At 47.1% G+C, this 16507-nt stretch carries 12 protein-coding genes; 7 read left to right on the forward strand and 5 right to left on the reverse strand.

Annotated features, from left to right (window positions below):
* Positions 1-5 precede the first annotated feature (5 nt).
* The 4 genes from H3S83_RS08580 to H3S83_RS08595 all read left to right on the forward strand — a co-directional run bounded on the left by H3S83_RS08580 (position 6) and on the right by H3S83_RS08595 (position 4408).
* On the forward strand, positions 6-197 hold the full coding sequence (locus tag H3S83_RS08580; protein WP_077971934.1) for a DUF4169 family protein: 192 nt from the start codon (positions 6-8) through the stop codon (positions 195-197).
* Positions 187-453 (forward strand): ribbon-helix-helix domain-containing protein, encoded by a 267-nt coding sequence (locus H3S83_RS08585; RefSeq protein ID WP_198233144.1) that lies wholly within the window; start codon positions 187-189, stop codon positions 451-453. Before H3S83_RS08580 ends, H3S83_RS08585 begins: the two co-directional genes overlap by 11 nt.
* Positions 454-745: 292 nt before the next feature.
* Positions 746-1852, forward strand: coding sequence for a serine/threonine protein kinase (locus tag H3S83_RS08590; RefSeq protein ID WP_198239430.1), 1107 nt, complete (start codon positions 746-748; stop codon positions 1850-1852).
* 75 nt (positions 1853-1927) lie between these two features.
* The gene (locus H3S83_RS08595; protein WP_198239694.1) at positions 1928-4408 is read left to right on the forward strand and encodes an ATP-dependent helicase; all 2481 of its coding nucleotides are present in this window, start codon (positions 1928-1930) and stop codon (positions 4406-4408) included.
* Positions 4409-4521: 113 nt separating this feature from the next.
* On the opposite strand, the gene H3S83_RS08600 is transcribed toward H3S83_RS08595, so the two are convergent.
* Positions 4522-6237: a thiamine pyrophosphate-dependent enzyme gene (locus tag H3S83_RS08600; protein WP_198233146.1), complete on the reverse strand. Its 1716-nt coding sequence runs from the start codon at positions 6235-6237 to the stop codon at positions 4522-4524.
* A 107-nt stretch (positions 6238-6344) separates the two neighbouring features.
* On the reverse strand, positions 6345-6986 hold the full coding sequence (locus H3S83_RS08605; protein WP_077973574.1) for a DapH/DapD/GlmU-related protein: 642 nt from the start codon (positions 6984-6986) through the stop codon (positions 6345-6347).
* A 212-nt stretch (positions 6987-7198) separates the two neighbouring features.
* Here H3S83_RS08605 and H3S83_RS08610 point away from each other — a divergent pair, with 212 nt between their 5' ends.
* The 3 genes from H3S83_RS08610 (at position 7199) to H3S83_RS08620 (ending at position 10652) form a co-directional block, all read left to right on the forward strand.
* Positions 7199-7804 carry an SCO family protein gene (locus H3S83_RS08610; RefSeq protein WP_198233147.1) on the forward strand — a complete coding sequence of 202 codons (606 nt, stop codon included), beginning with the start codon at positions 7199-7201 and terminating at the stop codon, positions 7802-7804.
* A 17-nt stretch (positions 7805-7821) separates the two neighbouring features.
* A complete protein-coding gene (locus H3S83_RS08615; RefSeq protein ID WP_198239695.1) occupies positions 7822-8691 on the forward strand; it encodes a 50S ribosomal protein L11 methyltransferase in 870 nt (289 codons plus the stop codon).
* Between the two features lie 134 nt (positions 8692-8825).
* Positions 8826-10652 carry an aminopeptidase P family protein gene (locus tag H3S83_RS08620; protein WP_198239431.1) on the forward strand — a complete coding sequence of 609 codons (1827 nt, stop codon included), beginning with the start codon at positions 8826-8828 and terminating at the stop codon, positions 10650-10652.
* Between the two features lie 473 nt (positions 10653-11125).
* Here the strand turns inward: H3S83_RS08620 and H3S83_RS08625 are convergent, their stop codons facing one another.
* The 3 genes from H3S83_RS08625 to recN all read right to left on the reverse strand — a co-directional run bounded on the left by H3S83_RS08625 (position 11126) and on the right by recN (position 16501).
* Positions 11126-12055: a DMT family transporter gene (locus H3S83_RS08625; RefSeq protein ID WP_198239432.1), complete on the reverse strand. Its 930-nt coding sequence runs from the start codon at positions 12053-12055 to the stop codon at positions 11126-11128.
* Complete coding sequence (gene ligA / locus H3S83_RS08630; protein WP_198239696.1) at positions 12048-14207, reverse strand: NAD-dependent DNA ligase LigA; 2160 nt, start codon at positions 14205-14207, stop codon at positions 12048-12050. The genes H3S83_RS08625 and ligA overlap by 8 nt, the downstream gene beginning before the upstream one ends.
* A 626-nt stretch (positions 14208-14833) precedes the next feature.
* Positions 14834-16501, reverse strand: a complete 1668-nt coding sequence (gene recN, locus H3S83_RS08635; RefSeq protein ID WP_198239433.1) for a DNA repair protein RecN — start codon at positions 16499-16501, stop codon at positions 14834-14836.
* Positions 16502-16507: the final 6 nt, after the last annotated feature.

The raw sequence follows: 16507 nt of genomic DNA on the forward strand, positions 1-16507 counted from the left end.
TTTTCATGGCTGATCTGGTCAATTTAAGGCAATTTCGCAAACAGAAAAAACGTCAGAATGACGAAACAAAAGCAAGCGAAAACCGAGTCATTTTCGGCCGCACCAAAGTCGAGCGCAATTTCGAAGAGAAGCAAAAGAAAAAAACCGTAAGTTTTCTTGATTTGAGAAAAATTCGGCACGACGAAGATGAAGGATGAAATTCTGTCTTCAATCGCTGCACTAGACTGGCAAAAAGCACAATCGAAAAAGATTTCGGTACGCATTGACGGTCATGCAACAAGTATTTCGCTCGAAGAAGCCTATATCAACATTTTGTTGCGCGAAGCGGAAGCTCAGGGTCTATCCTTTGCCAGCCTTGTTACATGTGTTGATGAGGCAAGACCGGCGGGAGTCAACCTTTCAGCCTCCTTACGCCTTTTTGCACTCGAATTGGCGCAACATTCCAAAACATGACAAAGCAGCCTCGTATCAGGCTATGATTACTGGAAATAGCAAACCGGATCACGCCTTTATGTGCCAGTAATGCTCGTCAATAAAAGAAGGTCAATCGGGATATTATCTTTGTCCATCTTTGGATAATCTGCCTCCGATTTGACACAAGTGTCTCATGAACAAATGGCAAAGAATGCAATTTTCTGTAAAAAATTGAAAATAATAGTTATTTCCTCTCTTTTCTCCTTTATAATTTTACCCGATTTGAACAAACCGACTTGATAGAAGAGAGCCAACCGTCTAACTCAACACTATGGAACATTTTGCCGATTCAGACAGTAATTTGCCGCCTTTGAAAGACCCACAATTTTTAACAGAATTTGTGGCCTTGATGGTTTTGAAACGCGATGTTTTTTCGGAAACGCGGGTTGGCTATTTTGCTGATGATCCACATAAACGCGTTATCCGCCGCATTGTTACGGCTGCGCCAAAATGGTCTCGCCCGCTTGCCTGGATATTGGCAAGAAGAGAAATACGGGCATTAAAGAAGGTGCGCGGGCTTGACGGTGTGCCACAGCTTATTGCTGTTGATAAAGACGGGCTTTATCGCTCGTGGAGTGAAGGAACACCATTACATCTGGCGCGCCCGAACAAACCCGAATTTTATTTGAGTGCATTCAAAATACTTCGTAATTTACGCCGCATGGGCATTACCCATAACGATCTTGCAAAGCCGCAAAACTGGCTGATGACAAGTGACGGGAAAGCTTCGATCATTGATTTCCAGTTGGCAAGTGTGCATAAATGCCGAGGTGCTCTCTATCGCTATTTTGCTTATGAAGATTTCCGCCATCTCATAAAACAAAAAAGAAGTTTTGCACCCGAATTACTGACACCGACAGAAAAGCGGATATTGAAAAACCGCTCCTGGCCGTCACGTCTATGGTTAGCGACCGGAAAACGTGTCTATAATTTTATTACCAAAGACATGTTCAAATGGTCGGATGGAGATGGAACAGGTGACCGCGTCCAACATCAGGGACCGGTCATTCGCAATCTTTTGAAAGACAATCCCGATATTGGCGATATTGCCATCGCAACCTATTCGCTTCCGGCGAAGGGTGTAGGGCTTTATGTTTTTGTCGAATCCGACAAACTTGACGAAAAAGCCGTTCGCGACCTTCTGAAAGGACAGAAAATCGAGTCTCTACAAGTTGTGCATCAACTGCCCAAGCGCGAAGACGGCTCCATTCGTGATGACATTATAAAACTCGTTGCCATGAACGAACTCAATGATCTTGTCGCCTTGATCAGACGCGAGCCGAATTTGAAACCGGTTGTTGCGCCAATCATAGACAACCGGAAAAATTTGACTGACCGGCGTGTCTATCAATATGAAGCACAGCGCAAAAAAAAGTGATTTTCCGTTCATTTTCGTGTAAAAGCGTCAAGTCTAGCCTAGCAGAAAATATCTTGAACCATTAGATTGGTGATGATGACCGATTTTCCTGACGATATACCGTTTTTTGATGATGAGCCGAAAAAGCCGACGCCGCAATCTTCTGCGCGCGATGAAGCTCGTAATGGTCAAACTGGTTTGGCAGAACGCGCCATGGCTGCGCGCCGTAATGCCGATGCTGACGCCGATTATCTTAAAAAACTCAACCCCGAACAACGCCTTGCTGTAACAACAACGGAAGGTCCGGTTCTGGTTCTGGCCGGTGCAGGCACGGGAAAGACGCGGGTTTTGACCACACGCATTGCCCATATTTTGCGGCTTGGCCTTGCTTATCCGAGCCAGATTCTGGCAGTCACATTCACCAATAAAGCCGCGCGTGAAATGAAAAACCGTATCGGTGAACTGGTCGGCGGCGCGGTTGAAGGTATGCCGTGGCTTGGCACTTTCCACGCGATCGGTGTCAAGATTCTTCGTCGTCACGCGGAGCTTGTGGGGCTCAACAGCAATTTCACAATTCTTGATACAGATGATGTAATAAGGCTTATCAAACAGCTTATTCAGGCTGAAGGGCTTGACGACAAAAGATGGCCGGCGCGCACTTTTGCCAATATGATTGACGGGTGGAAAAACCATGGCCTTGCACCCGACCAGATACCGGAAGGTGATGCCCGCTCATTTGGCAATGGCAAAGGGCGCGAGCTTTATCGTGCCTATCAGGAACGTTTACAAACGCTGAATGCCTGTGATTTTGGCGATTTGTTGATGCATCCCATCCATATTTTTCAGAAAAACGCCGATGTTTTGCGCGAATATCATAAAAAATTCCGCTATATTCTGGTCGACGAATATCAGGATACCAATACAGCACAATATTTATGGCTGAGGCTATTGGCACAGCGCCCTGCCGGACAAACTGTCAATCTTTGTTGCGTGGGTGATGACGACCAGTCAATTTACGGCTGGCGCGGTGCCGAAATTGATAATATTTTGCGTTTTGAAAAAGATTTTCCCGGTGCCACTGTCATTCGTCTTGAACGCAATTACCGCTCGACTTCGCATATTCTGGGGGCTGCATCCTATCTCATTGCCCATAATGAAGGCCGGTTAGGTAAAACGCTTTTTACCGATAGCAAAACGGAAAATGACCAGAAGGTCAAAGTCCATGCTGCCTGGGATTCGGAAGAAGAAGCGCGCGCTATTGGTGAAGAAATCGAGCAATTACAACATCATGGCCTAGCTTTGAACGACATTGCCATTCTTGTTCGCGCCTCCTTCCAGATGCGTGAATTTGAAGACCGGTTTGTCACATTAGGGCTTAATTATCGCGTTATCGGTGGCCCGCGTTTTTATGAGCGGCAAGAAATTCGCGACGCGCTCGCCTATTTCCGTGTTGTTACACAACCCGCCGATGATCTTGCATTCGAGCGTATTATCAACACGCCCAAACGTGGCCTTGGTGAAGCAACCGTTCGTCAAATTCATGATACAGCTCGTGCCCGCAATGAGCCTATGCTCAAAGCCTCTCAGGAAATGGTAGAAACCGACGAATTGAAGCCCAAGGCCAGAAGTTCTTTGAGAAAACTCGTCGAAGATTTCCGCCGTTGGCAGAATATGCTTGATAATACTCCCCATACCGAACTTGCAGAAATTATTCTGGATGAATCCGGCTATACCGCCATGTGGCAGGCTGATCGTTCTGCCGAAGCTCCGGGGCGTCTTGAAAACCTGAAAGAACTTATCCATTCCATGGAAGATTTCGAGAGTTTGAGAAGTTTTCTTGAACATGTTTCGCTGGTTATGGATACAGAAAAGAACGAAGATATGGATGCGGTCAATATCATGACGCTGCATTCGGCCAAGGGGCTGGAATTCAACACCGTATTCTTGCCCGGTTGGGAAGAAGGGCTGTTTCCCCATCAACGTTCACTTGATGAAGGCGGGCGTGCGGGGCTTGAAGAAGAGCGGCGCCTCGCTTATGTCGGGCTTACCCGTGCAAAGGAAAACCTGCATATCTGGTTTGTTTCGAACCGGCGCATTCACGGGTTGTGGCAAACGACAATACCATCCCGTTTTCTTGATGAACTGCCTAATGAACATGTTGAAGTTGCAGAAGTAGAAACATCCTATGGCGGTTATGGGCAATCGCGCTTTGATCGGCAGGAACCGTTCCAGAACAATTATTCGACACCTGGCTGGCAGAGAGCCAAAAAAAATGCAACCGACGCGACACGCACCAATTGGGGTAACCGCTCGGGCGCCAATGTGGAACGCATCGGTTATGGGGAAGTCGATTCCGGCTATGGTGCAGGACGGGCAGCGCGTTCAAAGACTATAGAAGGCGAACTTGTCGCCAAATCCGTTTCCGACAAACCGTCCGAATTCAGCGTGGGTGACAGGGTTTTTCACATCAAATTCGGAAATGGCAATGTGGCAGCGATTGACGGAAACAAACTCACCATCGCTTTTGATAAAGCAGGCGAAAAACGCGTGCTCGACAGTTTTGTCAAAAAAGTCTGAGCATCTTTTGTCCACCGGCTTTCATCCGGTTTTATCGCTGCTTCCCTAAAATTTAAAAAAGGCAGAAAATAAATCAATTTTCTGCCTTTTATTTTATCAAATCGTTCAAGCGATTATTTGATGAAATTGTGAATAAGCAGATCGGTTACATCTTTCACACGTCCCTGCATAATCGCCTTGGTACCATAAAGTGCCATTCCGGAAACTTCACCGGCCGTTACCTTTGGCGGCATAACCAGTTCATATCCGCTGGTTTTGACATCAAGAAGTGCCGGACCTTTGGCACTCAAAAAGGCTTTGACAGCGCCTTCGAGTTCTTCCGGCTTGTCAACCTTCCAACCTTTAATGCCAATCGATTCGGCGAGTTTTGCAAAATCGGGATTTTGCAAATCGGTGTAGTGATCAACCAGTCCTTCGACCTTTTGTTCAAGTTCAACAAAGTTGAGTGAAGAATTGTTGAAAACCACAATCTTGATGTCAACCTTCTCCTGAACAACAGTCAAAAGCTCACCCATCAACATGGCAAGGCCACCATCACCCGAAAGCGATATAACTTGTCTGTCTTTATAGGCTTTTTTGAAGCCGATAGCCTGCGGCAAAGCATTTGCCATGGTTCCATGGGAAAGACTGGCAAGGGTTCTTCTCTTGCCATTTGTTTTGAAATGGCGGAGCAACCAGACCATTGGCGAACCGCAGTCACCTGTAACCAGCGCATCGTCGTCGGCATATTGATTGATAAGCGAAACGAGATATTGCGGATGAATAATCGATTTTGAAACAGCGGTTTCCTTCGCTTCGGCTTTTTCTGCCTCGGCTTTGGTTTTCAGACACTGGTCGAGAAAAGCGGTATCGGTCTTTTCGTCAACATATTTCAAAAGTGCTGCCGCTGTCGATTTGACATCCCCGATCAACCCCATATTGACGGGATGACGGCGCCCCAGATGGGTTCCATCCTCATCCACCTGAATAATCGTCGCTTTATCAGGATAAAATTGCGTATAAGCGAAATCGGTACCAAGCAGAAGCAAAGTATCGCAATGTTCAACCATGTCAAAACCGGGCTTTCCACCCAACATACCATTCATTCCCATATTATACGGGTTGTCATATTCGATGAAATCTTTCGATTTTGATGAATGCCCGATTGGTGCTTTCAATTTGGCAGCCAAAGCGACCACCTCGTCATGAGCCCCCTTGACACCCGAACCGACATAGATTGCAACTTTTTTGCCCTTGTTCAAATGGGATGCAACTTGTTCAAGTTCGCTATCGGAAGGACGAATAACCGGATTCGGCCGATGAACGCTATATTGCGTGACATGGCTTACCGTTTGCATGGAAACATTAACCGGCAGAACAATGACAGCAACACCTCTTTTTGTCAGTGCTGCCTGACATGCTTCGACGGTTATGCGTTGGGCTTCCTCCGGGTTCAAAATTTGCTCGCAAAATACCGAGCAATGTGAATAAAGTGCGGGAAAATCAACTTCCTGCGGCCATTCACTGCCTATAACTTCGGTTGAAAGCTGGCTTGCTATAGCCACAACCGGAGCGCGATTGCGATTTGATTCATAAATTCCGTTGATAAGATGCAAGCTCCCCGGCCCGCACGAGCCTGCGCATGCACTCAATTCGCCAGTCAAATAAGCTTCTCCTCCTGCTGCCAAAGCAGCAGCTTCTTCGTGGCGTGTATGGACCCACTCGATTTTCGAGCGATATATCGCATCGGTGATATAGTTGAGTGTATCACCGACAATGCCGTAACAATGTTTCACACCTGCGTTTTGCAGTGTTTCCACGATAATCTCGCCAACACGTTTAGAAGACATTCACAATTTCCTTTCAAAATTGAGATACGTTGTAATTAATGAAATAAACAACGAGAAATTGAAAATAAATTCCTTGTCAATCACGCGTCTTTGATGATTTTCTACTCTCAGACCAGCTTTTTCCACTTTGCAATAAATTCTTCAGCCGAGAGTTGTTGCATATCGGGTATAGCTTCATAAAGTGTGTTTAGCGGCCAATTCCACCAGCAAAGGTCGAGAAGCGCCTGAATGATGTAGTCGGGAAATCTCATTCTTATTCGCTTTGCCGGAACGCCGCCGACAATCTCGTAAGGAATGACATCTTTGGTTACAACAGCATTGGCACCGATCACCGCACCATGACCAATGGTAATCCCCGGCATCACCACTGCTCCGTGCCCGATCCAGACATCATGACCCAATGTCACGCGTTTATTATGTCTCCGCTCGCGAAAAGCACTATCCAGTGTCATGAAACGAAAATATTCATTCGGACGGTAAGTCATTTTATGCATGCTTACCCGTTCCATCGGATGTTCAAGAGCATTGAGCCGCACATTCGAAGCAATCGAACAAAAACGGCCGACATCGGTATATATTGCTTCACCATTGCGCTCGAAATAGCTGAAATCTCCAACCGTCACATCACGTAAGAGAACCCGTTCGCCGATTTCGGAAAAACGGCCAAGTTTACAACCGTGGAGTTTGGCTGTTGAATGGATGCGCGGTTCACTATCCTGAAAGCGTTGATCTGTTGGCGATATGCTCATGATAATCTGGTATATTGAATACTGCGTTACCATAAAACGCATAGACTAGAAGTGCAATCCCGACTATTCTCCCTAAGCTTGTCGACAATTATTATTTAAATTCCGCTTTTCATTGCAGTATCGTTTTCATACCGATATATTTTGAAATATCATCTTCAGGGGTCACGCGAGTGGCTTTTATGACGATGCTTCAAGCTCAAGGGATTTTGGCAATGACGAGTGAAACCAAAAGTACTGTTTCAAGTGTTTTTTACATTGTTTTATTGGTTGCGGTTTTTATGGCCTTCATATTTGGTTGGCAAACCTTCGTCAGTCCGCCACTGGGTGAGGATTTTAGCCTGACCGATTCCAATGGAAAAACCGTTACGCAGGTTGAACTTCGCGAAAAGCCGTCTGCGATATTTTTCGGTTATACAATGTGTCCGGATATTTGCCCGACAACATTGATGAGTATGACAAATTGGATCAAGGAACTCGGACCGGATGCGGATAAAATCAATATCTGGTTCATCACGGTGGATCCCGAACGGGATACTCCGGAAGTTCTCCATGATTATTTATCGAATTTTACCGATAAGGTTATCGGCATAAGTGGTGATCCTGCAAAAGTTCACAAACTGGTATCATCTTTCAACATTGCAGCCGAAAAGGTTCCGGGTGAGAATGGCGATTATACTTACGACCACACAGCGGCAATTCTTCTTACCAAAAAAGGCGGCCAATTTGCCGGCGTCATCCCTTATAGCGTGGAAGAAAACAGAAATGAATTGAAAGACCAGATTGCTATAGAGCGTCTCAAGAGTCTGGCAAAACAATAAAAGACATAAGGACAAAAATTTTGGGACAGATCCGCCTACATTATAAATCGCCGAAACGCGAAGCCGAAAAACAATATGAACTTCTCGATCACGCCTTCGAGGATGATGCTTTCCCCCTTGCGATAACCGAAATAGACGAAGCCAATGGAATCTATGAAGTTTCCCTCTATCTGGATGAAACTGAAAAGAATTCGGTACTTCCCCGCTTTGCGCAAGTTCTGGGCGTCAATGAAAACAAGATAGAAATAGAAATACTTCCGGATATTGACTGGGTAAGCCATAGTCTTGAAGGACTTAATCCTGTCCGCGCAGGACGCTTCTTTGTTCACGGCAGTCATGACCGCGACAAGGTTAAACCGGGTGATCTTGCAATCGAAATCGATGCCGGTCAGGCTTTCGGTACCGGCCATCATGGAACGACAGTCGGCTGCCTTGAACTTATCGCCGACGTTATGGAACATGAAAAACCACAAAATGCACTTGATCTTGGAACAGGGAGCGGAATTCTGGCAATCGGCATCGCTTTGATCAAGCCGATTAGAATTCTGGCAACAGATATTGACCCGATTGCGATCAAAGTTGCGAAGGAAAATTTTGCTCTGAACGGTGTGGCCAAAACGATTACTGCCATTACGGCTACCGGCCTTGACGATGAAGAAATTAAAAAGCGCACCCCCTTTGATCTGATCGTGGCAAATATTCTGGCCAATCCCCTGATAGAACTTGCACCACAAATGGTTCCTGCACTTAAAAAAGGCGGTTCCATCGTGCTTTCCGGCATTCTGGAAGAACAGCACGACCGCTTGGTCAAGGCCTTCGAGGCGGCAGGCGCAAAATACATCAAAACCTTGCATCATGAAGGCTGGGTTGCCATTCATTTGAAATAGGGTGACGATCAAATAAAATAGGTGGCCAATAAAGGATCGGACATTTGGCCATTTCACAAAAATAACAGGTGATCGAATTGCCCGATCATAGCGATCATAATTCTTTCACCGATTAGACAATCAGAGGCGATTTTATGTTTCAATCATTTGAAATTGCAACAAATCCCGATAACGCAAAGGCTCGTGTTGCGGCGTTACGCAAGGAAATGGAAAAACTCGGGCTTGATGGCTATCTGGTGCCAAGAGCGGACGAACATCAGGGGGAATATGTACCTCCCCACGCCCAGCGGCTGCAATGGCTCACAGGTTTTACCGGCTCGGCCGGCGTTGCACTGATTTTGAAAGATAAAGCGGTTATTTTCGTTGACGGGCGCTACACTTTGCAGGTGCGCAACCAGACAGACGGAAAAATATTCACTTATGCCGATCTCATTTCCTGCCCGCCTTCGCTTTGGCTTGAACAATACACCAAAGGTTTGAATATCGGTTTTGATCCATGGCTTCATACCGTTAATGGCGTCAAAGCACTGAAAAAAGCCGTTGAGGAAAAGGCACATGGCAAACTTGTAGGTACGGAAAAAAATCTCGTCGATCTCATCTGGCATGACCAACCGGAACCGCCGCTGACGCCGGTTACAATCCAGCCTCTCGACTATGCCGGTGTTCCTGCCGATAAAAAGCTTGAATTGATGGCAGAGAGCTTGAAAAAAGACGGGTGCGATCTCGTTCTATTGACAGACCCCTCGTCGATCGCATGGGTTTTCAATATTCGCGGCAATGACGTTTCCAATACACCTTTTTCCTTGTCTTTTGCTATTCTTCGGGCTGAAAGCCGGCCATCTTTATTTATCGACCAGCGCAAACTTGGAGAAAACGAAAAGAAATATCTTGCCCGTTATGTCGACATTTTCGAACCTTCCGCATTGATACCGGAAGTTATCAAAGAAGCGGGGGAAAAATGCTGTTTTTCACTTGATGGGCAACTTTCGGCCGAGAAATTGCGTCAGGTGATTGTCGATCATGGCGGTACAATTAAAGATTTGCGCGATCCGGCACGTTTGCCGCGTGCAATCAAGAACGAGGCGGAACTTAAAGGAAGCCGTCAGGCCCATGCGCGTGACGGCGTGGCTCTCTGCCGCTTTTTCTCTTGGCTTTCACGGCAAAAACCCGGCACTGTGGATGAAATCTCGGCAGCCACGAAACTTGAAAGCTTCCGTGCCGACACTGCCTTGAAGATGGGTTCAAAACTCGAAGATTTGTCATTTGATACGATTTCGGGAAGTGGCAGCGATGGAGCCATTATCCATTATCGCGTCAATACAGCAACCAATCGGCCTCTTAACGAAGGCGAGCTTTATCTCGTCGATTCCGGTGCGCAATATCGTGATGGCACAACCGATGTCACCCGTACTGTTGCAATCGGCCACGCAGGTGGGCAAGAAAAACGGTGTTTCACACTCGTTCTTAAAGGAATGATCGATCTTGCCTCGGCGCGTTTTCCGAAAGGTACACGCGGGCAGGACCTTGATGTTCTGGCGCGCATCGCTTTATGGAAGGCAGGGTTGGATTTTGCCCATGGCACGGGCCACGGCGTCGGTTCCTATCTTGCTGTTCATGAAGGGCCGCAAACTATTTCGAAACGTGGTGGACAAGAACTTTTATCCGGAATGATTGTTTCCAACGAACCGGGCTATTATCGCGAAGGCGCATTCGGCATCCGCATTGAAAACCTGCTGGTTGTCAAAGCGGCCGAACCGGTCAAAGGTGGCGATAGTGATATGCTCGGTTTCGAGACTCTCACTCTCTGCCCGATCGACCGCAACCTTATTGCAGTTGATATGCTGACAAATGAGGAACGCGAATGGCTAAACACCTATCATGCCCGCGTCATGAAAGAAAATGCACCGCACCTTGATGAGGTTGATCGCAAATGGCTTGAGGCAGTAACGCAACCGCTTTAAACAAAAAGAAAAAGAAAAACGCGAAAGAAAAATCTTTCGCGTTTTTCATTCCGCAAGTTTGGTCACTTGTCACTGCACGATAACCTTTCAGCAACTAACGCAGCCTTTGAAGACTAAAGGTCGTCTTCAGAGACGGGCTATGCTTACAAGACCAAAACGCAAGAACGAGTGAGGCAAAACGCTTGGCCTCCTCGCAAAAGCGGCGCCAACGAACGTAAATCTAAACCACATATCATAAATGATTTTGAGTACGGGTATAAATCGCTATATCCTTGCAAGAGAATTGAACGCTTTCACCAATCCGACGTGGCAAAGGCTCCAATGCGGCACTCAGCAGGGCGCAGACGATAAAGGTGGAATATAGAGCGATGAATATCCCGAAATTGCGGCTCGTTTTTGCCTTATAACCGCCAGTCCGGTTCATAATTCGACGCGGGGAGACAAACTTTCGTGTGTACAAAGCTTCGTTAGCGCTACTTCACAACGATTTTTGCAGCCTTTACCTGTTCGCGGAAGAACACAAACAAACCGCTTCCCACCACCAGAGCAGCTCCAACCAGCGTCAATATATCCGGCATATCACCGAAGACAATATAGCCGATGATCACCGACCATACGAGCTGCAAATAGTTGAACGGCTGAACCACTGTAAGAGGTGCAAGGCTTAACGCTTTGATCATTAAAAAATGGCCGATAACCGAGGTAAAGCACAAAGCCACGAGTATCCATACATAGTGGCTATCCATATGAACCCAGAAAAACGGAAGTCCAAGATTCATAACCACAAGGCCGACAAGCCCGACATAGAAAAACGAGGTTTGTGGCTTGTCAATGCCGCCAACAAGGCGGGTCAAAGCCATGTAAAGGGCGAAAAACAACGCCGCAACGAGTGCCCAGATTGCTCCCACCGATAATACACCACTTCCCGGTCGCAGCATAATCAGAATACCGATAAAGCCGATAACTAGCGCACTCACTCTTCTCCAGCCAACTTTTTCCTTCAATAGAAATACCGCTATGATCGTACCGAAAAGCGGATAGGACTGGAAAATGGATGTCGCTTCGGCAAGTCCCATGACACGAAAAGCCAAAGCAATGGCAATGAGTTCCAGAAGAAGCAACAGACCGCGCAAACACTGGACAATCGGGCGTTTACTTTTGATATTGGCAACAAGACCGCCACTTGCCGTTTTTGCCATATAGACACCGGCAAGGAAAAACACCCAATAGCGCACCATAACAATGAAAGTAGCCGGATAGTTATGAACCAGCGTTTTGGTCATCGCATCCTGACAGGCAAAAATAACCGTGGCAGCAAGTGCAAGGCCAATACCCAAAAAGTAACGTGGCTCTGCCGATGGCGGCATTTTTGCATGAAATTCCGGTGGCGCCGCTTTACGCATTTTCCTCACCAATCAGTTTGAACCACTGATCTTCGTCAATAATTTGCACTCCCAACTCCTGTGCTTTCGTCAATTTTGATCCTGCTCCGGGGCCAGCCACAACAAGATCTGTCTTTTTCGAGACAGATGCCGCAGTTTTTGCCCCCAATCTTTCTGCCATTGCCTTTGCTTCGTCACGGGACATGCGCTCCAGCGAACCGGTAAACACAATTGTTTTGCCCTGTACCGGCGACCCGTCTGTAACTGGCAAGACTTCATCCAAAGGTGTTACCTCGGCAAGTAAGGCTCGCAAAATATTGCGATTATGCTCCTCACCATAAAAATCGACAACAGCTTCGGCAACAATAAAACCTATGCCTTCAATATTGGTGAGCTCATTCCATGCATCATTTCCGCTTTCACCGCTATTTTCTTCCGGATAACGTGCCGCCAAAGCTACCTCTTCGAAAGCTTTATAGTTTTTGTAAGCGCGCGCAAGTCTTCTTGCATTGACTTCGCCAACATGGCGAATACCGAGCGCAAATAAAAACCGGCTTAGCGGTATTTGCCTGCGGGCATTGATTGCATCATAAAGTTTATGAACCGACGTACGCCCGAAACCTTCAATATTTTCGAGCTTGCTTAAAGCTCCCTTCTGGCGTGCTTCAAGAGTAAATATGTCAACGGGGCTGCGGATTGCCAAATTTTCGTCTTTGGCATTGAAGAAAAATTCCACCTGTTTTTCACCAAGTCCCTCTATGTCAAAGGCATTGCGGGAAACAAAATGGCGGATACGTTCCATTGCTTGCGCCGGACAGATGAGACCACCCGTGCAGCGACGAACCGCTTCCCCCTCTTCCCGCACTGCATGGCTTCCGCAAGCCGGACAAATATGGGGAAAAATAAAAGGCTCGGCCGTCTTCGGACGGCGTTCCTCGACAATGTCGACAATTTGCGGAATAACGTCACCGGCGCGCTGGATGACAACCGTGTCACCAACACGAATATCCTTGCCGTCACGAATGGTTTCCCCTTTATTGCCAATGCCTTTGATATAGTCCTCATTATGGAGTGTAGCATTGGTAATGACCACACCGCCGACGGTAATCGGTTCAAGACGGGCAACCGGTGTCAAGGCACCTGTGCGCCCCACCTGAATATCGATTGCTCTAAGAATGGTCATAGCGCGCTCGGCCGGAAATTTATGGGCAATTGCCCATCTTGGCGAACGCGAGATAAAGCCGAGCCGTTGCTGGAGCGCAAGATCGTTAACCTTATAGACAACGCCATCAATATCATAATCAAGATCGGCGCGTTGTTCTTCAATTGCATGAAAATGTTTAAGCAGGCCGTCGGCCGAATGAAAGAGCTTTGTCAGCGGATTGACCGTAAAGCCATAAGAGCGGAAAACATCCATCATACCCAATTGCGTATCGGCTGGCATGCGGCTGACTTCGCCCCAGGCATAGGCAAAATATTTGAGCTTGCGCCGTGCGGTAATGCTGGCATCAAGTTGGCGGAGCGACCCCGCAGCAGCATTTCTGGGATTGGCAAAAACCTGCTTGTGTTCAGCTTCATGGCGCTCGTTCAGCGCCTGAAAATCCGCATGCGCCATATAACACTCGCCCCTAATCTCGATAAGATCAGGATAATTGCCTTTCAAAACATGTGGAATATCGGAAATTGTCAACGCATTGGCGGTAACATTTTCACCCACTGTTCCATCCCCGCGGGTTGCTGCTGTTACGAGTTTCCCGTTTTCATATCGTAAAGACAGTGACAAGCCGTCAATCTTCGGTTCGGCGCTGATATCAAGCTCGTCATTATCTTTGAGGCGCAAAAAACGCCGGATGCGGTCAACAAAATCATAGACATCCTGATCGGAAAAAGCATTATCAAGAGAAAGCATCGGGATGCGATGACGCACTTTTTCAAATTTTTCGGAAACTGTGGCGCCAACTTTGCGGGAAGGCGAATCCGGCCTGATCAATTCCGGAAAACGCTGTTCAATGGCATTGTTGCGCCGGCGGAGCGCATCATATTCGCCATCCGGTATTTCCGGCTGATCTTTGGTATTATAGAGATAGTCATGGTGGGCAATTTCTTTTGCCAGCCGTTCCAATTCCTGTTTTGCCTGTTCGGCCGTGAGATCATCAACTGAAATATCTTGCATCATCGGTTTCCAGAATTCTTAAAAGTGAGCCTGACAATATAATCGCTATCTGTTTTCTATTCCGTGAAAACAAACATTGAATATGGCTCATTTTTAACAAGTGACCATATGTTTAGCTGATAAAACACGAAAGAACCACAACCAAGCGCCGGTCAGACACTTTTATTTTATAATTCACAACTCTGCTTCACGTTTTCTACACAATAGCTATTTTTTCCGATTTATTTCACTTCAATCCGGCTGGGTGAATATCCCGCTTTGCTGTTTAAAATAAAACAACTTCAGGACATAAAATTGTCTCCGGAAACAATTCCTTTTTATTCATATCCTGAATTGAAGTGTTTCATAAAATCACACGTCCCACAAAAGCGATTATTCTTAACAAGGGCGAATATTGTCGAATAATCAACGGAGATCCCATCTCTTGAATGGCATTGCGGTTTTCCCGGTTTTCATCAGCACACACGATCTTGCCAATCGATATTCCGGCTTTTCCGAACCGATGCTGCAACTTTATTTTTCAAGAGGATATAGCCGCTTGATTGCGACTGATTGAACGGTTTTTCGAAAAATAGTTTTCGAGATTTTTCAGGCTTGTTACGCCGTTGCTTTTAGATCCCATTTCACTATTTTGCGTTAAGCAGTTTTAATGCCGCAGCACGAGCCTCGTCAGTAATATGTTCGCCTGCAAGCATACGTGCAATTTCTTCCGCGCGTTCATTGATGTCGAGTTTATGGACACGGGTAATCAGGCGGTCACCATCCCCGTGTTCAGATTTGGAAATCAGGAAGTGGCTGTCGGCACGGGCAGCCACTTGTGGTGCGTGCGTTACAGAAAGCACTTGTACACCTTTGGCAAGTCTGGATAGCCTCTGCCCGATAGCGTCGGCAACTGCACCGCCAACACCTGTATCGATTTCATCAAAAACCAGTGTCGGAGCAGAACCGCGATCGGCAAGAGCCACTTTCAAAGCCAGAAGAAAACGCGACAATTCACCGCCAGAGGCCACTTTCATCATCGGACCCGCACGTGTTCCGGGATTTGTGCGCACCCAATATTCAACCCTGTCTATTCCTTCCGGCGTACGTTCTTCTTTGTTGCTTTCGATATTGACGATAAATTCCGCTCGTTCAAGCTTCAGGGCTGGTAATTCGGCCATGACCGCTTTCGTCAATTCTTTCGCCCGTTCATGCCGTTTTTGCGAAAGTTGTTCGGCCGCCTTATCATAATCTTCAAGGGCTGCAGCAACTTCTTTTTCAAGTTTTCCGACGGTTTCCTCGCTCTCATCAAGATCTTTCAAATCCTGATCCATCTTGTCGCGCAACTCCGACAGGTTGTCAGCAGGAACATTATATTTCCGCGCGGCGGCACGCAAAGCAAACAGGCGTTCTTCCACATTGCTTAATTCTTGCGGGTCAAAATCGAGAGCACGCATGGCCGCATCAACGCTATCCTGTGCAAGTTCCAAAGCTTCAAGCGCATTATCAATTGAATCGACGATCGGTTTGACAAGCTCTTCCGCTTCAGGAATTTTTCGTTCGAGCCGCCGGACGAGATTTGCCAAAACCGGAACCGGTGATTGCGCCCCGTTCAACATGTCACCGGCCTCATTGATGTCGCCTGCAATTTTTTCGGCTTTCATCATATCGGTACGCCGGATTGCGAGGCTCTCTTCTTCCCCAGCCTCGGGGCCAAGCTTATCCAATTCTTCAACAGAGGAACGCAAATAGTCCGCCTCACGCAAAGCTTCTGCAACTTTTTCGCGATGTTTCTTCAAAGTCGTTTGGAGGTTATGCCAGTGGCGATAACGCTCGCTCACCGCCTTGATATCTTCATCCACACGCCCATAAGCATCAAGAAGATCGCGATGGGAGGCAATATCGACAAGCGCCCGATCAGCATGTTGTCCATGAATTTCTACAAGCTCGTGACCGACGTCACGCATCAAAGCAACGCTTGCCGCCTGATCATTAATGAAGACTCGCGAACGACCATCGGAGGACTGGATGCGACGAAGGATGATATCGCCTTCGTCATCAAGGCCATTTTCTTTGATAAGTTTTCTGGCCGGATGGTCGATCGGCACATCAAAAACGGCCGTCACCTGCCCGCTTTCGGCCCCATGACGCACGAGGGAAGCGTCTCCACGCCCCCCAAGTGCCAAAGACAAAGAGTCAAGCAGAATAGACTTGCCAGCACCGGTTTCACCGGTAAGTACCGACAGGCCCGCGTCAAAGTTGATATCGAGCCTTTCGATCAGAACTATGTCGCGGATCGAAAGCTGTACAAGCATCTATGA

The organism is Bartonella sp. W8122 (genome assembly GCF_016102485.1).
In the GTDB taxonomy this organism is placed as follows: Bacteria; Pseudomonadota; Alphaproteobacteria; order Rhizobiales; family Rhizobiaceae; genus Bartonella; species Bartonella apihabitans.

Coding starts and splice junctions, on each gene's coding strand:
- H3S83_RS08590 (WP_198239430.1), top strand. CDS start 746: ATGGAACATTTTGCCGATTCAGACAGTAATTTGCCGCCTTTGAAAGAC.
- H3S83_RS08580 (WP_077971934.1), top strand. CDS start 6: ATGGCTGATCTGGTCAATTTAAGGCAATTTCGCAAACAGAAAAAACGT.
- H3S83_RS08610 (WP_198233147.1), top strand. CDS start 7,199: ATGACGAGTGAAACCAAAAGTACTGTTTCAAGTGTTTTTTACATTGTT.
- H3S83_RS08600 (WP_198233146.1), bottom strand. CDS start 6,237: ATGTCTTCTAAACGTGTTGGCGAGATTATCGTGGAAACACTGCAAAAC.
- recN (WP_198239433.1), bottom strand. CDS start 16,501: ATGCTTGTACAGCTTTCGATCCGCGACATAGTTCTGATCGAAAGGCTC.
- H3S83_RS08595 (WP_198239694.1), top strand. CDS start 1,928: ATGACCGATTTTCCTGACGATATACCGTTTTTTGATGATGAGCCGAAA.
- H3S83_RS08625 (WP_198239432.1), bottom strand. CDS start 12,055: ATGCGTAAAGCGGCGCCACCGGAATTTCATGCAAAAATGCCGCCATCG.
- H3S83_RS08620 (WP_198239431.1), top strand. CDS start 8,826: ATGTTTCAATCATTTGAAATTGCAACAAATCCCGATAACGCAAAGGCT.
- H3S83_RS08605 (WP_077973574.1), bottom strand. CDS start 6,986: ATGAGCATATCGCCAACAGATCAACGCTTTCAGGATAGTGAACCGCGC.
- H3S83_RS08585 (WP_198233144.1), top strand. CDS start 187: ATGAAGGATGAAATTCTGTCTTCAATCGCTGCACTAGACTGGCAAAAA.
- ligA (WP_198239696.1), bottom strand. CDS start 14,207: ATGCAAGATATTTCAGTTGATGATCTCACGGCCGAACAGGCAAAACAG.